We start from the raw sequence: 17,969 nt of genomic DNA, 5'->3' as shown, positions 1-17,969 counted from the left end.
TCTCTATGGCCTAAGGCCAGCAGCGATTTCCCTCAGCATCCATCAGCATGGCATCAGTTACCGCTCCTTGCTGCGGACACTGAAGCTGGACTGGCAGGATATCAGCGATATTTCATCTGTTTAATATTCAGCGAAACCCGCTAATTGGTTACTACTATTCAAATAGTTACCTGGCAAGGCTGGCACAGGGCAGCCCGCTCAGGGCCAAAGCTCGTTGGGTACTGCAATCTTTGCCCGCTAACTTTGAACGCCCGGCCGCCGAGGTGTGTGAGCTGTTGGATCAGGCGCGCCTTCAGGCGCTGCAACGCTCAACAACCCAGTGCTAGCTAAAAAAATCCCCGCAACTTGGCGGGGATTGTTGTTGATGGCGAAGCTTACTTAACGATTTCCATCTCTTGCAACAGGTTGTCTGCATTATCCAGATACTTCATCACCCACAGCATGTAACGGCTGTCCACCTGAATGGAGCGGTTGATGTTATCGTCGTAGTTCCAGTCACCTATGATGCTCTCATAAACACCGTCAAACAGCAGTCCCACCAACTCGGCGCGGCCGTTGAGGGTTGGCGAGCCTGAGTTACCGCCTGTGGTATCCAGAGTTGAGAGAAAGTTGACCGGTACCGAGTCAATATCCTTGAAGTAGAAGTCACCATATTGCTTGGCCTTGATAAGCTCCAGCTCTTTCTTGGGAGCATCGAAAGGCTCAACCCCGGTGTCTTTCTGCACTATGCCTTCCAGACGAGTGAAAGGTACGGCGTAGAGACCATCTTTGGGTGAATAGCCCTTCACATGGCCCACCGTCACCCGCAAGCTGGAGTTGGCATCGGCATACACAGGTTTACCTTGCTCACGGTTGTAGGCAATGATGGCTTCCATGTACTGAGGACGCACCTTCATCAGCTCACCGGCCAACTCTTTCTTCTTCTGCTCCAGCTGCATACCTGTGTCATAGAAGGCCACGGCAAACTGGATCATAGGATCTTTCGAGGCCTTGAAATCGGCAACCGACTTGTCCATCCAGGCCAGACGCACATCTTTGTTATCCAGCTTGGTATTCTTGTACATCTTGTCCAGAGTCTTCTTCAGCTTGGCCTCATCGAGCTTGTTGCCTATGCCGAAGTACTTGTCCAGCGCAGGCAGGCGCTCAGACTTGGGCAGCGCCGCATAACGCTTGAGCATCTCAAACACCAGCGCCTTGTCGACACTGGCGGCATAACGGCGATCGATACGCTCCATACCGGCCTTGAAGCGGATCATGTCACGCTCCTGGAAACCCGGCTCACGTTCCATGTCCGGCAGCGCCTTTTCATTGGCCAGACGATAGAGTTCGCGGGCCGTCGGCAACATAGTGGTATACCCCAGATAGCCCAGGATAATGTCACGCTGCTGATCCGCCTGGCTTTGGGCGACCAGCTTGTCCAGCTGTGCCAACACCTCGCCATACTGGGCCTTGCGGCTGCTGTCGGCATCGATCCAGCTCTTGAGCTTGGCTTCCAGGGCACGCTTGTCTTCCAGCATGGTCGACTTGCCGTAGAACTCGATCATCGAGGTGAAGTTCTTGGCATAGTTAGCCAGACCGGCGATCAGGCTCTCGTACTTGATGCGCTCGTCACTGCCTTCCGGGGCCGTCTCTTTAATGATCTCGATAAAGCGCTCACGCAGCTCCTTGCCTTGTGGGTAAGACCACTCAAACTGGTTTTCCACTTCATTGCCGGTGCGGTATCTGTTGGTGCGGCCCGGGTAACCGGCCACCATCACAAAGTCCCCTTCCTTGACCCCTTTGGCCGACACCTTGAGGAAGCTCTTGGGCTCGTAAGGTACGTTATCCTTGGAGAAATCGGCCGGCTTGCCATTTTTGTTGACATAGGCGCGGTAGAAGGAGAAATCGCCTGTGTGGCGCGGCCACATCCAGTTGTCGACATCACCGCCGTACTTACCCACGCTGGCCGCCGGGTTATACACCAGGCGAACATCACGGATTTCCAGCTGCTTCACCAGATAGTACTCGAGACCACCGTGGAAGCTGTAAACCTGACAGCGATAGCCATCTTCTTTTTCACACTGGGCCACCAGTGACTTCTCGGCCGCCTCGACGCCCTTGTAGAAAGCGTCGCCCTGCTTGTTGTCCAGGCCTTGCTTGACCTTGTCGGTCACATTGGTGACCTCTTCGGTGACATATACCCGCGAGCCCGGAGTTGCCGGCAATTCTTCGGCAAAGTTTTTCGCCAGGAAGCCATCACGCAGCAGATTCTTCTCCGGGGTGGAGTTGTACTGGATGGAGCCGTAGGCACAGTGATGGTTGGTTACCACCAGGCCCTTGGGAGAAACGAAAGACGCGGTGCAGCCGCCCAGGCTTATCACGGCGTTCATCGGGAATTCGGTCAGCTTGGAGATTGACTTGGCGTCTATTTCCAGTCCTTTGGCCTTGAGTTCATCGGCCATGGCCGGCAATTGGTAGGGCTGCCACATGCCCTCATCGGCCTGAGCACCAAAACTGGTGGCTATGGCCGTTGCAAGTAACCATTTTTTCATTCTAGTAAGTCCATTCGCTGGTATCAGTTCAATTTGTTGTTTTTGTGCAACAAAAAAGCCGGGCACAAGTCCCGACTTTAACACAGACTACCAAGCGGCTACAGACTCGGAAAAATTCCCTTACAAAGGGCTTGTCTTAGGCCCCCAGCGTCGCATACAGCTGGGCAGCTATAATGCCTATCCCCAGGAGGGCCATCAGTGCCATCGCCGGCTTGCCACCGGCAACTTTGTAGCCTTCCGGCGACTCACGCCGCTGTTTCAGCGCTATGGCTATCGGCAGGAAGATGATGATCACCACCAAAGGCACGGCGGCAAAACCCAGCAGCGCTGAAAAACCTTCGGGCAGATACAGGGCGCAGGCCAGCGGCGGAATAAAGGTCAGCAACCAGGTCTGCAAGCGGCCGACAAAGTTACTCTTGGCGCGGATAAGCTCGGCACTGAAGTCAAACAGGCTCAGGGTCACTCCAAGAAACGAGGTGATCAACGCCAAGTCGGCAAACAGCCCAATGCACTTGCTCACCAAAGGCTGCTCGCTGATGGCCTGTAAGGCACTGATGAGTTTTGACAGTGAACCGCCAAAGCCGTGAATGGTATCGCCGCCAACGGTACCCAGGGTTACCAACAGCCAAAGCAGATAGCAGGCCAGCGGAATGCCGGAGCCTATCAGCAGCACCTTGCGCAGGGAAACCGTGTCACCATCGAGATAGCGCACCAGAGTGGCAATACAGACATGGAAACCAAAAGAGGTAAACACCACAGGCACGGCGGCCAGCCACACATTGGCATAGGAATCGGTCGGCGCCTGCTCCAGTAAGGTATTCATATTCACCTCAGGCAGCAGAAACAGTACCACCAGCACCAGCATGACTATCATGGCAGAAAACAGCCCGCGGGAGAGCTTATCGACCCAACCGACTCCCAAGGCGGCAAAACTGCCCAGAGCCAGGGTAAACAAGAGTACCGCGTCCTGGCCATCCAGGGCCATATCGAACCAGGCCTTAGCCTTGAGCACCAGGAGATCGGCGCCACCGGTCAGGTAGGCGGCGGTCAGGGCAAACAGCAGGCTGAGAAAAGCGGCGCTTTGAATCAGTTGCCCCGTCTTACCCAAGGCTTTACCTGTGATGGCATGCAGGTTATCCCCCACGCCGGAGCGCAGATTGACTTCCAACATCAACAGTGAGGTGTAGGCGGAAATGCCCCAAATGACCAACATCAATAACAGTGCCGGGAGTAAGCCCATGGCTGCCGTTGCCAGTGGCAAGGCCAACATACCGGCGCCAATCGCAGTACCCGCGACTATGGCTATAGAGCCCAATATTTTTAAGTTCACTAAAATTCGTCCTGTTCTTTTGTCTTATTATCTTTAAGGTCAGATTTAACTCATGGGAAAGGCGAATTGTCAGCGCAGCTGGCAAGCTGTAACGTCTTGGCCGCAGATGAAATTCCGCCTTACGGAGTTTCATTGGCCCCAACAGCTCAGCAAACAGAAGAGGTATGCCACCAAGCCACTGGGGCTAACTAAATCGTGGACAGCGGAATTTGGGACTGCAGAGATGCAAACTCAACACGGAGGCTCTTTCTCAAAAAATTGACTTAACCGGGACATTAACAGAGCCACAGCCCTTGGGCAAGCAGGGAAGCGCGACTATCGGCCCTGAGGCGAAAAGCAGGCCGGTTCCATCAAAAACAGGGCAGAATATCATTATCGGTAAATGCGCCGCTGCTGATATTAGGGAAAGTGCGAACAAGTCCTCGTGGCGTTCTCTTTTGTAGGGATTGGCTTGCACAGCAATTGGCGTTCAAGGCATCCAGGCAGAGCCTATTCACTGCGATAGCCTATCAGGACAATATCGCAGTGAATTTAAGCCCAGTCGCTCATGACTCACTTATTGAGTTCGACTCACGCGACCTCAGCTTGTGGCTGTGGAACTATGTCAGCTGTGTCACTGAGGGCATTCTCGCTCTTGGCCACCACGCTGGCGGCAATACTGTTACCCAGCACATTGGTGGCCGAGCGTCCCATATCGAGGAAGTGGTCGACCCCGAGCAAGAGTAGGATCCCCGCCTCGGGAATGTTGAATTGCCCAAGGGTTGCAGCAATCACCACTAACGAAGCTCTGGGCACACCGGCCATCCCTTTGGAGGTGACCATCAACAGCAATAACATGGTCAACTGCTGCCCCAGACTCAGCTCAAAGCCATAGGCCTGGGCAATAAACATGGTAGCAAAGGTGCAATACATCATGGAGCCATCCAGGTTGAAGGAATAACCCATTGGCAGTACAAAGCTGGAGATACGTTTGCTGCAGCCGAACTCTTCAAGCCGCTGCAACATTTTCGGATAGGCCGACTCAGAGCTGGCGGTGGAAAATGCCAGCAGCAAAGGCTCACGCATCAAGCTCAGTAAACGACGGATACGGCCGCCGAGGAACAAGGAACCCGCAGCAATCAACACCAACCACAACAGCCCCATGGAAAGATAAAACTGTCCCATAAAGCTGCCATAGGTGAGCAATATGCCACTGCCCTCCTTGGCCACCATGGCACCTATAGCGGCAAATACGGCAAAAGGAGCAAAGTTCATCACATAAGCTGTCACCTTGAGCATGATATCTGCGCCACTGCTGAGCACTGAAATCACCGGCTTGGCATGTTCACCGCAAGCCGCAGCCGCCAAACCAAAGAAGAGTGAGAACACCACTATCTGCAGAATTTCGTTGTCGGCCATGGCACCGATAACACTCTTGGGGATCGCATGGGAGACAAACTCTCTCAGGCTCAAACCACCGGCCTCCAGGCCTGTCACGGCATGGCTGTCCGGCAGCGCCAGGTCGAGCCCCACTCCCGGCTCCAGCAAGCTGACCATCAAGAGTCCCAACAGCAGCGAGATAACCGAGGCCATCATAAACCAGGAAAGTGTCTTCAAGCCGACCCGGCCAACAGTGCGGCTGTCTCCCATCTTGGCGATACCCACGGTCAGAGTGGTAAACACCAAGGGAGCGATGATCATCTTGATCAGATTAAGGAATATATCTGTGAGTATGGTAATGCTGTCTGCAAAGGTCTGGGCTTGTTCGGGGTAATACCAGCGCAAAATCTGGCCTGTCGCAATACCCAGCAACATGGCGAGAATAATCGACAGGGTCAACTTGTTCATTTTCATTATCATGTGTCGTGCTCCAGTGAATGCCTGGGAGATGGATCCGCCGCCAACGCAGGGGTGCAAAAGGCCATAAGGCCATAAGGCCAGAGAAATGCATAAAAAAGCCAGCTCAGATCCAGACAGAATGTCTTCAATAACGCTCATGACTTACATGCATATCCTATGGAGGCAAAAACTGGCATTAAGCAGTCCTGGAAGACGGTGAGATTGCCACTGGAGTAAGCCGATGAGCGTCAGCATCTTGAAACGTATCGTCCCGGAAGGGAAGCCTTAAGACTGGGTGGGCAAGTCGTCACCGTCATCTCTGACGGCTAAAAATGGCGCTTGCACTACAGGCTCGATTGGCGGGATAAGGCGAGTCAGTGTCCAATTCTATATAAATTTCAAATTATTAAAAATGTTTCGACACTAACTATTAAGATGGAAACTTTTAAAAAGAAAACCAGATTAACTGAAGATGAAACTTTATTTATCCAACTAATTTAGTGAGTTACTTCACGGCATTGTTGCGCTTGAAAAGACCACCAGGCATGAAACAGTAGCCGCAGCAGTCGCTGCGGCTATCGAGTCAGCTTTGGAAAGCACTTATCACTCGGCTATCCAGGCCAGTTGCCAATGACTGCCGACACCGGGTTCAAACTGGGTCGCACTGGCCGACCATTGGCGGCAATAACCACTTTCCGGGAAGGGCTTGCAACGGTATATCTTGCCATCTTTGGGCTGCAGTACCCTGGTTCCCTCTGTGTATGACCCCAAACCATCAGGGAAATGGAAATCCGCCGGCGCCGCATCACCGGCTTGACGCAGGAAGAAACCAAACTCCTGGGTCAGCTCCTTGCCCTCTTGGGTCTGAGCCTTCAACTGCATGTGGTAATGTCCGGCAGCGGGCTCCAGCACTTCGATGTTGAAGTCGGCGCTGTTATTGTCAATCTGCTGCACGGCAGAACCGGATGCCTTGCCGTCATGAGTACTGATAAAGGCACTGACCTGCATTCTGGCATCTGTGGTTACAGTAAAGCCAACGCTGGCCTTGCCATCGACTATCTCATAATTGTCGCTCAGGCCGCTGACACTGAAATCGCCGCCGGGCAGAGGCGCCAACTCAAAACCAGTTTCGACCCGGGTAATCCCGGAATCATTCTGGGCGAAGACATCATTCTTGCCATAGACGGGCACTATCTCACCATCGGCATTCAATTGCCCCGCCTTAAGGCCGGTGCCACCGGCATTGATCGCCTCAGCCAACAAACTGGGCCAGGTATTATGATTACCCTGCCCGGCATCGGCTATGGTGAGCCGGGTAGACAACGAAGGTTGTTCTCCGTTGTCACCAAACACCCGAGTGAACACCTGATCGCCAGCCTTAAGATCCTGGGACGGGTTGATATTCCCCACGTCCTGCCATTCGGAAGGAGTAGGGGCTGTGCCGTCAAAGTTCACATCTATGACATTGTAGAAACTGTTGCTGGTATCCCCCACTTCCCAAACCGCCAGCACAAGCTGATAACCGCTACGCTGTGGCAACTGACACTGATGTGTCAGCGTCTTGGGAGGCTGCACCATGCCGCCATCGACACTGCAAAATGGTTCGGACTCAAAGGCCGCCCGGCTCAAAGGTGCGTTGGAGTCCCAGTTTTGCTTGGTCAGATAGTAACGCCAATCTCGGGTAACATGATTGGCGGTCAGCTGCCAGGTAAAGTTGATGGGGCCGGCACTCACAGGTTGTTTGGTCCAGCGACTGGATGACTGCTGATCCAGCTCTCTGAAACTGGCATTTCCGGCACTGGCTATCTGACCATCGGCCGGGCCGGACGCCGGAAATCCTGAAGGCCCTTCGACGCTTTGGGGTTCCCACTGAATCGCACCACAGCTAGTGTTGTTGTGTTGATTACAGGCGTAGGCTCTGGACTCTGGGCTTTTCACATAGCCATGAGCCAACGCCTGGGTAGATAACCCTACCCCAGCGGCTGCCAATGCCAAGGACAAAGCTGTTGTTTTAAATGATGATTTAACCACTTTGCAATACTCCATTTTGCTGCCTTAACGACAGTTCCTTGAACAAGCGGTATTTGGGCACACAAGAGAATGACTCTGTTGCAGACACAGTCAGCGACTGTGGCAGCCCCGCTATCTTAACCCGAGGGCCTTAGACCGGAAGCTTTGCGTCCTGAGCTTTCGCTCAGTTTGCCAAATACCCAGAAGCTCTCACCTCAGTTTCCTGCGGCTGAGAGTTCTATGAGTAAAGGCAAAAATGACAACGATGTCAAAGAGGAATTTCTTTAAAAACCAAAAAGTTAAAAACAGACAATGCGTACAGCATACTGAGCATCACAACATCTGCTTGATTCATATCGGATAAACGAAATACCGTAAAATCCCCCTGTCACTGAGCCGACCAGTGTTGCCATGACGAGCTTTATGGTTATAATGGCCGCCTCTGTCTTAGGGGAGTAGCTAACCTGGGTCCCGCCCAGGGGTAAGCATCAACACACTTGGCCTCATGCCATGGTGCTTACAGCAAGTTTAGGCTTGCCAGGCAAGACCTGAGCACGGTATACCGCACAAATATAAAGGGGTGGGCGGTGGACTGTGCTTGGAATTTTGCCACCCCGAAGGAACGCCCATTTTGGAAGCACTCATCGCCTCAACTCTCACTGTCGCCGTAGCCGAAATCGGTGACAAGACTCAGCTGTTGGCCCTGTTGTTGGCCGCCCGTTTCAAAAACAAGACCGCGATTATCTCAGGGATCCTTGTCGCCACCCTGCTCAACCATTTTGCCGCCGCCTGGCTGGGCCAATGGGCCATGGGTTGGCTCAGCGCCGATATCGGCCGTTACCTTGTTGCCGGCAGTTTCTTTGCCATCGCCCTCTGGGTGCTGGTGCCCGATAAGGTCGATGCCGAAGAGAGCCGCTTCTACCGTTATGGCCCCTTTGTGGCCACCTGTTTACTGTTCTTTATCGCCGAAATGGGTGACAAGACCCAGGTCGCAACCGTGGTGCTGTCGGCCAAATACGATAGCCTGCTGATGGTAGTAACAGGCACCACTGTCGGCATGCTGCTGGCGAATGTTCCTGTGGTGCTGGCTGGCCATTTCAGTGCCGACAAGCTGCCCATGACCTGGATCCACAGAGGTTGCGCCCTGCTGTTTGCCCTATTGGGGATAGCCACCCTGCTGTGGGAATAGGGAAACCGCTGACAGCGCAAAAGGGGCAGCTCAAGCTGCCCCTGTTATTTCCGGCGTGCCGCTATCAGCTGGCCAGCATCTCTTGCACCCGGCGACCGTAGTCGGCATCGGCCTGGCTAAAGTGGCCAATCATTCGCTGCTGCACATCCTGAGTCGCTTGACTCAGAGTACCGCAGATATTGCTGATAAGCCTGGCTTTTTCCTCTTCCGGCAACAAGCGGTAAAGGTTGCCAGCCTGGGTGTAGTCATCCTGGCCATAACGGCTGTATCTGTCGGCTTCACCATCCAGGCGCAGCGGCGGCTCTTTGAACTCGGTCGCATCCTGCAGGCTGCTAGGCTGCGAGTTGGGGCCATAGTTTGCCGACGCATCGCCACCTGTCTGGCTACCATGGTAAGGGCATTGAGCCCCGGCCATGGCACCGGCACGTTGATGATGATTGGCCTGAGTCGCATGAGGGCAGTTCACCGGCAACTGGTTATAGTTGGCTCCTATCCGATAGCGCTGGGCATCGGCGTAGGCAAACAGGCGAGCCTGCAACATCTTGTCCGGTGACGCGCCGACACCGGGAACCAGGTTACTCGGCGCCAGTGCCACCTGCTCTACTTCGGCGAAGTAGTTCTGAGGCAGACGATTGAGCTCCAGTACCCCAACCTCAATCAGCGGGTAGTCCTTATGTGGCCATACCTTGGTCAAATCAAACGGGTTGATATGGTAAGTATTGGCATCGGCTTCCGGCATTATCTGTACCTTGAGCTTCCAACTGGGGAAGTTGCCATCTTGGATTGCCGCCACCATGTCACGCTGGGCATGATCCGGATCGATTCCCTTCACCTTGGCGGCCTGCTCTTCAGTCAGGTTGGCTATGCCCTGCTCTGTCTTGAAGTGGAATTTGACCCAGAAGCGCTCACCCTTGGCATTCCAAAATGAGAAGGTGTGCGAACCAAAGCCATGCATCTGCCGATAGTTGGCCGGAATGCCCCGGTCAGACATCAATACAGTCACCTGATGCAAGGACTCTGGGTTGAGCGACCAGAAGTCCCACATCGCCTGAGGATCCTTCAAATTGGTGTGCGGATTCCGCTTCTGGGTGTGGATAAAGTCAGGAAACTTGATGCCATCACGCAGGAAGAAGGTGGGGGTATTGTTGCCCACAATGTCGTGATTACCGCGCTTGGTGTAGAAACGAACCCCAAAGCCACGGGGATCGCGCTCGGCATCGGCGCTGCCCATCTCACCGCCTACGGTCGAGAAGCGAACAAAGGCCTCGGTCTGGGTGCCAACCCCCTGGAAATGTTCGGCTATGGTGTATTGGCTCATATCATTGGTCACTGTGAAGGTGCCGTAAACCCCCGTGCCTTTGGCATGCACTACCCGCTCAGGGATCCGCTCGCGGTTGAAGTGGGCCAACTTTTCAATCAGGTGCCAGTCCTGCAGCAACAGGGGACCACGCTCTCCGGCTGAGAGGGAATTCTGATCGTCTGCGATGGGGGCGCCGCTCTGGCTGGTGATATATTGCTTCTGACTCATCTCGTGCTCCTTAATCCTTTGTCTCGTTTAACCAGTTTTCAATCACATCGAATATGGTGGCCATAGGTGCTCCCTTGAGCAGTCGTATTGGCGATGTGGTCATCTTAGTCAGGCGACGACATTTTTAAAAACGATTAAAACTGATTATCACAATTCCATTTATAGATTAAGTCGAGTTTGGGATTGAGAAGCGGGGAAAAGAAATGCATAACCGAGATAGCAGTGACTGCCAGTCGAGATGAAAAACGGCTGAAGCAGAGCAAACGTACATTGCCACAAAAGCAACAAACCTTCTAGAAACTGGCGTCTGGGGCCCCCTGACACCGGGTTGTCAGCCTTGCTGATCCTCAGATTTTTCCGGGCTTGCCTGAGGGGCGGCCGGCAAATCAGGCTCAGGGCTACGATAGAGTTTAACCAGGTAATAGGCATCGATAAGCACTATGAAGAAGTTCACCAAAGCCACAGGATATGCAGCAATGGCGATCCCATAGGCAACAAACAGCGCCGCTCCAAGCAGGTTCCACCAGCGCAGTCGTTTGATATTGGACATCATCAGAGAGATGGCCACCACTACCGATGCCAGATAACCGACCCACTCCCATATATTGATTGTATCCATTCAAGCTCCCCTATTTGGGATGGCTAATGGTGTCGAGATCCACCAGATCCCAACACCCCTGATTACGATAAAGGCGTTTACCCTTATAAGGATAGTCGGCCACATCATGGCTGAGGCGTTGTCCCATGACTAAATATTTGAGCGGCCTCTCGGAAGTGTTGTTCATGCCATGAGCCACACTGCCGGCCGGGAAAGCGATAAAGTCCCCGACCCCGATGGCGAAGACTTGTTGATCGATACACACCTCGCCTTCACCTTCGAGCACATAAATACACTCTTCTTCAAAATAATGAAGGTGGTATTCGGTGCTGTCACGCCCGGGCGCCAGCTCAATCAGGTGCACTCCAAGATGAGCAAGGCCGATGACATCACCGAGAGATTTTCTAAGTCGCACCGCATTGGGGTTGAGGAAATGCGTCCGCTCCTCCCCTTTCATGGCGTCTATCTCACTGGCTTTCAGCAGAAACTCCCTGGCATTCATCTCTGTCCCCTGAGTCAGAGCGCCCTTGAGTGAAGCTGTCAGCGCTTGACCACGGCCGCGGTCATACGGGAAATACAGGTCAGCTCACCGGCGCTGTTATGAATAAGCACTTCCCAGACAGAGCTGCGTTTGCCCAAATGTACGGCTCTGGCTGTTGCCTTGAGTTCACCATTGCGGGCTGCCCGCAGGTGATTGGCGTTGATCTCCTGACCTACACAATAGTAGTTTTCAAAGTCCACCGCAAAATTGGCGGCATAGCTGGCCACCGTCTCTGCCAGCGCCACATTGGCACCACCATGTACTATCCCAAGTGGGTTGTGGATAGCCGGAGACGCCGGCATGCTGGCTACCATATAGTCATCACCTATTTCAGTGATGCGGATCCCCAGGGTCTGCATCAAAGTGCCTTTGCCCCCCATACCGGCATCCAGTTTGGCGCAATCTTCCAGGGTGATGGGTCGAAACCAAATACTCATCTTATTGTTATCCTTAGTACTCCAATAGAAAAATCAGTGTACTTGGCCGCCTGTATCCAAGTAAACCCGGCCAGCGCAATCCTCTGGCCGGGTGGGTGTCAATCAAGACTTGAGAGCTTTAGCCGCGGCGGCGCAGCCCCAATGCTGCGAGAAACAGCAGTGACAGATACCCCAAGGCACCACCATCATGCTTGGAAGGCTCAACCTTGGCAGGATAGCTGAGTGCCACTATCACAGGGTCATGATCCGAAGCCGAGAAGGCATTGTCAGACTTGGGCAATTCACCTGTGTACTTCTTGCCATACTCGAACATGTTGGATTCGACCGAGTTGATATGCCAGTCTTCAATGGCAACCAAACGCTCCGCCAGACTGGCGTTGGCCAGTGCATGGTCGAGATTTCCCAACTCACCGTTATAGCTATAGGAGAAAGTATCGACACCATGGGCCAAGGTGTTGAGGTTGATAAGCCCATACCCCTTGCTGATTTCAGTTCCCTGATGCTCATAGACCTTACCGTTCAGAGTGGTCCAGGAGGCGGTACGCAGAACCCGCTCCGATTGGGCGGCATCATAGTCGGTCAGCACCCGCACAGGATCTTCCAGACCATAGGCATTGAGATCGCCGATCACCAGGAGATCGCCGTCGATCTTTTGCAAGGCTTCTCCCAGAACTTTGGCAGCTGACACCCTGAAGGCGTTGCATTTACCCTGCAGATCCTGAGGATCCCGGTTCTCATCAAAGTTCAGCCAATCCTCAAGACAACCCGAGCCCTTGGACTTGAGATGATTCACCACCAGAGTCAGGCTCTGATCTGCTATGTTGAACTTCTGTCCCAGACTGTAGCGCTGATACTTATCAAAGGCGGGGCTGGCTTCCTGTTTACCATCGACTTCCCGGCTGGCAACCGCTTCAGCGGCATGCTGCTCTGGAGTCGCAATCACAAAAGCCTCGGCTGCCGGAGTCACCCTGGCGGGGCGATAAAGCATGCCCACGGTAATGGCATCGCCGCCGAGATACTTGCCATCTTTTTTGTCGGCATCGGCTATCTCTACGAAGGCATAGATATCCTCATCGGCTTGTTGCTCATTGAGCGCCTCGACCAGATTACGGATGGCGCTTTTCTCGCCAAAGCCGTTGTTGGCAATCTCCATCAAACCCACTATGTCAGCGTTCATGGCGGTAATGGCATTGACTATTTTAGTGCGTTGCAACAGCATCTCTTCTTCGCTGAGGGCGCCGCGGTTATCACCTGTTGGATTGGCGTCACCACCAACGGCATCGTTGAAGAAATTAAGCACATTGAAGCTGGCGACCCGGATATCCCCCTTCTCGGCAATAGCCGGTGCTTGGCTGCGATCGTCGCCGCGCAATATATCCCCAGGAGTAATACTGTTGGTTGCCACCAGACGATACTGGTTATAGCTGTATCCTATAACCCCCTCAAGACCGGTTAACTGGTCGCCAACCCGCAGATAACCTATCTCTGGGTTGAAGTCCGGCATCCAGGGCAGCTCGCCGTCTTTGGCCTTGAAGTCTGACTCAACAAACAATTGGTTGGCACGGTTGGCTTGCTCCAGTGCCATCGCCTCTGGCGACAGCGGCAGGTGTACCTGGGTCGGCTTCAGCAACGGCACCTTGTGAGACAACATAAGATTGTTGCGACGGGCATCGTAGTCAAAGCTGAAGTTACGGCTGACCTTGAGATCACTGCCGGCATCCAGTACTACCTTCATGCCTTCAAAGCGCTCCAGCGCTTGCTGCAGGGTTTCACCCTCTGCCACATAAAAAGGCGCAGCCACCGGCAGTTGGGTAAACTCACCCACGGCAAATTTTTTGTCAGCCTTGATATCCAACTGAGTCAGGCCATAGTACTCCTTGACCTTACCCTGTACGCAAACCTCGACACCGGGCTGCACTGTTTCCGGCGCCGCTTCACCTAGGAATACAAAGATGCCGTCGGAGGTGAAAGGCGAGTTGTCTCCCTTGGGATCTTGCAGATAAAAGCCTTTGAACAGGCTGTCGCCACGGGCACTGACCACACCCTTGAGGGTATATTCGCTGTCGGATTCGAACTTACCCTCAGGGACCAACGGACTGCGATCTCCGCTCCCCTGCACTTCATAGATGGGTGTCAGCGTGGCGCCATCACAGCTGAATGCCGTAACTTCAGGGGCTGCAGCCTCATCCAGGCTGCCGAGTCCTTTGAAGTTATCAGTGCCCATAGGTTGCCAATCGGCGGCATTGAATTGCGTCGAGGCAGTGAGCGCCGACTTGCTGCGGGCCAAAGTGATATTCAGGCCCCAGTCGGTTGGGGTAGGCACGGCGCCGACAATATCGACGACGACGCCATCTTTCATCAGGGCTACCGCATCACCGCCATTGAAATAGAGATTGCCCTTGAGGCTGTCGACTCCAGCAGGCAAGCTTATTTCAGCATTGGGATGCAGAATCACTTTAATCCCCTTGGCCGCCATGCTTTGGCCATCCAATACCAGCATATCGGAGGCATCAGTAGCGCCATCTTTATACCGCACCAATTTATAGCCGTTTAAATCGACTTGACTATCACCAGAGTTATATAGCTCTATGGCTTTATTATTGGCGCTGCCCTCAACGTATTCGCTGATTAAAACATCGGCATTGGCCATCACTGGAATGGTGGCAGCCACGGCAATCGCAATGGCTGTCAGCTTGTTAACATTATCCATATTATCAACCCCTTTAATTGTAATAATGCCGTTAATTTCTATTAACGTGCCGCGGGATTGTCCCAGAGAAGAACGGTCAATTGAAGTGGTTTAATCACATTTAGGCAACAGTTATACCGAACGCAAATTCTATATAAATCATTAATTAACCACCATGTTCTCAACTGAGAACAAAGCAGAAAACCCTGTTTCAACCCAAGCTGTTATTTAATAAATAAATAGTTAGACAACAAATAAAGCCTGTCTTCTATAAAATATAATAAGCCGTATGATATGGTCGATAAAATAGACAAATATTTTTACATCAAATAATCAGTAAACCTCGAAACTAATTATCTCTCCCCGTCATCAAAAATTAATTTTTGCGCGATATGACCATAAAAAAAGCGGCCGGATGGCCGCTTTCATCTATTTGGGTTATCAGAATTGAGCAACAACGGGATCAGAGCAAAGCTCGGCTCCCAGTTCACAAACCTGATAAGTCACGCTATTGGCTTCGGTATTGAAGCGGTCACGGAACTGGCCATCGTTGGCGGTGGTCGCAACCTGTTCACCGTCGCGGAAAATCGCCACTTCATCACCCAGGGCACCATTCCAGTTAACATCGACCATGGCGCTGCCACGACGGGACTTGAGGGCGCGGCCGATATCGGCAGAGATGCTGTGGGCAAATACCTGCACTTCCATGCTGACACTGTCGCTGAGCTCGGTGGCATCGGTCGCTGTCAGGGTCACTGTGTAGGTACCGGCCTCAGCATACACATGTTGAGGGTTTGCCTCGCTGGAGACAGAGCCGTCACCGAAATCCCAGTGGTAGCCGGCGATATCATCATTGATATCAGAGCTGCTATTGCTGAAACTGACGCTCAAACCTTCGGCTTGATAGTCAAAGCCGGCATTAGGTGCTGAAGGACCGGCTTCACCCAGCGCCGTGATCACCATACCCCAGTTGTTCAGGGTGCCTGTATCACCACCGGCATGGTCAGTCACGCTGAGAGTCCAGGTACCTTGGGCAATTTCACCGTTGAAGTCGCCCAGATCCCAGCTCTTGACGATATCGTCATTGCTGCTGCCTTCGCGATTATGCAGCACCACTTCGGTGCCGGATGGTGAAGTCAGGGTCACTGTCAAATCACCAATCCAGGTGTGGCTGATGTTGACGTTGGTATTGACACCAAAGATCTGCAGCGGATCGGCGATCTCAATGGTGCTGGTCACTGTGGTGTTATCGGCAATAGCCACTGGGGTATCATTGCTGTATGGGAAGTCATTCAGCCCTTGAGGGATGATTTCCAGGCTCACCACACTGCTCTTTTCAATACTGCCGTCATTACCCGATACCGTGATGGCGTAATCGCCCCACTGAGTCTCGGCGGTACTGGCTACGTTCAGGGTAAAGCTGTCACCGGCACCAACGCTGGTGGCAGACAAAGATACCCCTTCCAGAGCAGGCTCCACACTGACACTCAGCTCAACACTACCATCCCAACCGGCCACACTACCGACACTGAAGTCATAGCTGGTGCTTTCACCGGCTTCGATAGTGCGGGCAGCCGGAGTCACGCTGAAGCGATAACTTGGGCTTGGGTTGGCTTGATCGAGCGCGTTGGCCGCGTTCAGACGGGTACCGGCAACACTCTTGCCAGTCATGGCCGCATTGGCATCACCCGAATTCATCAACAGTTCTTTCATCTCAAGCGGTGTCAGATCCGGGTTGATGGACCACACCAGAGCCGCCACCCCGGTCACCATAGGCGTAGCCATGGAAGTACCCGAATAACTCTCGTAACCACCACCTGGAACCGTTGACAGAATGGCACTGCCAGGCGCCGCCATGTCTACGCTGGTAGCACCCCAGTTGGAGAACCAGGAGATACCATCCGAGCTATCGGTACTGGCGATAGACATCACTACGTCCGATTCATAGTTGGACGGATAATGAGGGCTGACATCATTGTCACTGGTGTCATTACCGGCCGCAGCCAGGAACAGAATACCGGCTTCACCGGCGGCTTCGATGGAGTCCTTCAGCGCCTGGCTGAAACCACCGCCGCCCCAGGAGTTGTTCGTTGCTTTGATATCAACGCCATGATTCACCTTGAGATCAGTCATATAGTCGATACAGGCGATGGCATCCGCGGTAGAACCTGTACCGGCAGGAGTCAGGAACTGACAACCAATGATCTTCACATCCCAGTTAACCCCGACCACACCCAGACCATTGTTGCCCTTGGCGCCAATGGTGCCGGATACATGGGTACCATGGCCGTTGCCGTCCATGGGATCGCCATTATTGTTGGCCGAGCTGAAACCGTGAACATCATCAATCACGCCGTTGCCGTCATCATCTATGCCGTTACCGGGAATTTCACCCGGGTTAACCCACATATTGGCCTGTAAGTCCGGATGGTTATAGTCAACCCCGGTGTCGATAACCCCAATGATCACATCCGAGCTGCCTGTGGTGACATCCCAGGCTTCGGGAGCATCAATATCGGCGTCAGCCACACCACCGGTTTGCCCAGTGTTGTGCATGCCCCAGAGCTCAGGGAAACGGGGATCATCCGGCATGCCTATGGCCCGCAGAATGTAGTTGGGTTCAGCATATTTAACCGCTGGGTGGCTGGAGATCATCTTGATCGCCTGCTCAATATCGGCGCCTTGACGCAGATTCAGCTTGGCCAGACGGCCATCGAGCAAGCGGGCAAATTTGTCATCTATACCATCGGCATTGGCATCACGCAGAGTGCCACGTACCAGGCGCTGAGCCGCGATGCGCTCCTCTTTGGTGGCATTATCCTTGTAAACCACCAGGATAGAGTCCTTGGCGTAACGGATCTCGTTTTTAGCCATTGCAGGAGCGGCGCCAAGCGCCATAACACCAGCGACAGCCACCGCCAATGGCGAGAATTTTTTCAACATATTCGGGCTTCCTATAGTCCTTATAATCCCTTGGTATCCGGAACGGCTTGCATCTGCGGCACTTCCTTGAAACGACAGGCAAACAATGGCCAGCGAGTGAAATCCGGCGTTTACTTATTGCAAATAGATTGTTACCGCAATGAAAACAAGAGAGAAAGTAGCAAACTGAAAAATACGACTTTGCTACTAGACGGGTTAGGTATTTTGAATCTTAAAAACATCTGAAAGATAAAAATAAAAACTTATTTTTCAATACACTAAATAGAATCAAACCTTAAAACCCAGACAATATCGACTAAAGCCTAAATAGCCTTTAACTCCGATTGCGGCACCCGTCCCATGCGCGTAACTTTTG

The 17,969-nt window shown here is 53.1% G+C and carries 11 protein-coding genes and 2 riboswitches; of the genes, 1 reads left to right on the top strand and 10 read right to left on the bottom strand.

All coding sequences use genetic code 11. The features are described from left to right. Positions 1–374: 374 nt before the first annotated feature. From ON072_RS12255 to gbpA, 4 genes are all read right to left on the bottom strand, one after another. Entirely contained in the window at positions 375–2,531 is a 2,157-nt protein-coding gene (locus tag ON072_RS12255) for a S46 family peptidase (protein WP_100142563.1), read from the bottom strand. 136 nt (positions 2,532–2,667) lie between these two features. Further along, positions 2,668–3,861, bottom strand: coding sequence for an aromatic amino acid transport family protein (locus ON072_RS12250; RefSeq protein WP_045282993.1), 1,194 nt, complete (start codon positions 3,859–3,861; stop codon positions 2,668–2,670). 570 nt (positions 3,862–4,431) lie between these two features. Next, positions 4,432–5,700 carry a dicarboxylate/amino acid:cation symporter gene (locus tag ON072_RS12245; protein WP_208137417.1) on the bottom strand — a complete coding sequence of 423 codons (1,269 nt, stop codon included), beginning with the start codon at positions 5,698–5,700 and terminating at the stop codon, positions 4,432–4,434. A gap of 582 nt (positions 5,701–6,282) precedes the next feature. After that, positions 6,283–7,725 carry an N-acetylglucosamine-binding protein GbpA gene (gbpA, locus tag ON072_RS12240; protein WP_261752774.1) on the bottom strand — a complete coding sequence of 481 codons (1,443 nt, stop codon included), beginning with the start codon at positions 7,723–7,725 and terminating at the stop codon, positions 6,283–6,285. A gap of 83 nt (positions 7,726–7,808) precedes the next feature. Further along, positions 7,809–7,893, bottom strand: a riboswitch (cyclic di-GMP riboswitch). Positions 7,894–8,125: 232 nt separating this feature from the next. Then, positions 8,126–8,228: riboswitch (yybP-ykoY riboswitch) on the top strand. A 92-nt stretch (positions 8,229–8,320) separates the two neighbouring features. Between gbpA and ON072_RS12235 the strand changes: the two genes are divergently transcribed. After that, positions 8,321–8,878 (top strand): TMEM165/GDT1 family protein, encoded by a 558-nt coding sequence (locus tag ON072_RS12235; RefSeq protein ID WP_044735108.1) that lies wholly within the window; start codon positions 8,321–8,323, stop codon positions 8,876–8,878. Between the two features lie 64 nt (positions 8,879–8,942). Here the strand turns inward: ON072_RS12235 and katB are convergent, their stop codons facing one another. From katB to ON072_RS12205, 6 genes are all read right to left on the bottom strand, one after another. Next, complete coding sequence (gene katB, locus ON072_RS12230; RefSeq protein ID WP_109247851.1) at positions 8,943–10,406, bottom strand: catalase KatB; 1,464 nt, start codon at positions 10,404–10,406, stop codon at positions 8,943–8,945. 331 nt (positions 10,407–10,737) lie between these two features. Then, a complete protein-coding gene (locus ON072_RS12225; protein ID WP_025008984.1) occupies positions 10,738–11,025 on the bottom strand; it encodes a YgjV family protein in 288 nt (95 codons plus the stop codon). A 10-nt stretch (positions 11,026–11,035) separates the two neighbouring features. Next, the gene (locus ON072_RS12220) at positions 11,036–11,506 is read right to left on the bottom strand and encodes a cupin domain-containing protein (RefSeq protein ID WP_025889350.1); all 471 of its coding nucleotides are present in this window, start codon (positions 11,504–11,506) and stop codon (positions 11,036–11,038) included. Positions 11,507–11,544: 38 nt separating this feature from the next. Further along, positions 11,545–11,982 (bottom strand): PaaI family thioesterase, encoded by a 438-nt coding sequence (locus ON072_RS12215; RefSeq protein ID WP_025008982.1) that lies wholly within the window; start codon positions 11,980–11,982, stop codon positions 11,545–11,547. Positions 11,983–12,100: 118 nt separating this feature from the next. Further along, entirely contained in the window at positions 12,101–14,692 is a 2,592-nt protein-coding gene (gene exeM, locus ON072_RS12210; protein ID WP_261752773.1) for an extracellular exonuclease ExeM, read from the bottom strand. 420 nt (positions 14,693–15,112) lie between these two features. Beyond that, complete coding sequence (locus tag ON072_RS12205; RefSeq protein ID WP_261752772.1) at positions 15,113–17,614, bottom strand: S8 family serine peptidase; 2,502 nt, start codon at positions 17,612–17,614, stop codon at positions 15,113–15,115. Between the last annotated feature and the right edge of the window lie 355 nt (positions 17,615–17,969).

It is taken from the genome of Shewanella sp. K8 (assembly GCF_028823715.1).
GTDB lineage: Bacteria > Pseudomonadota > Gammaproteobacteria > Enterobacterales > Shewanellaceae > Shewanella > Shewanella algae.
This window is presented reverse-complemented; position numbering and strand designations above follow the sequence as displayed.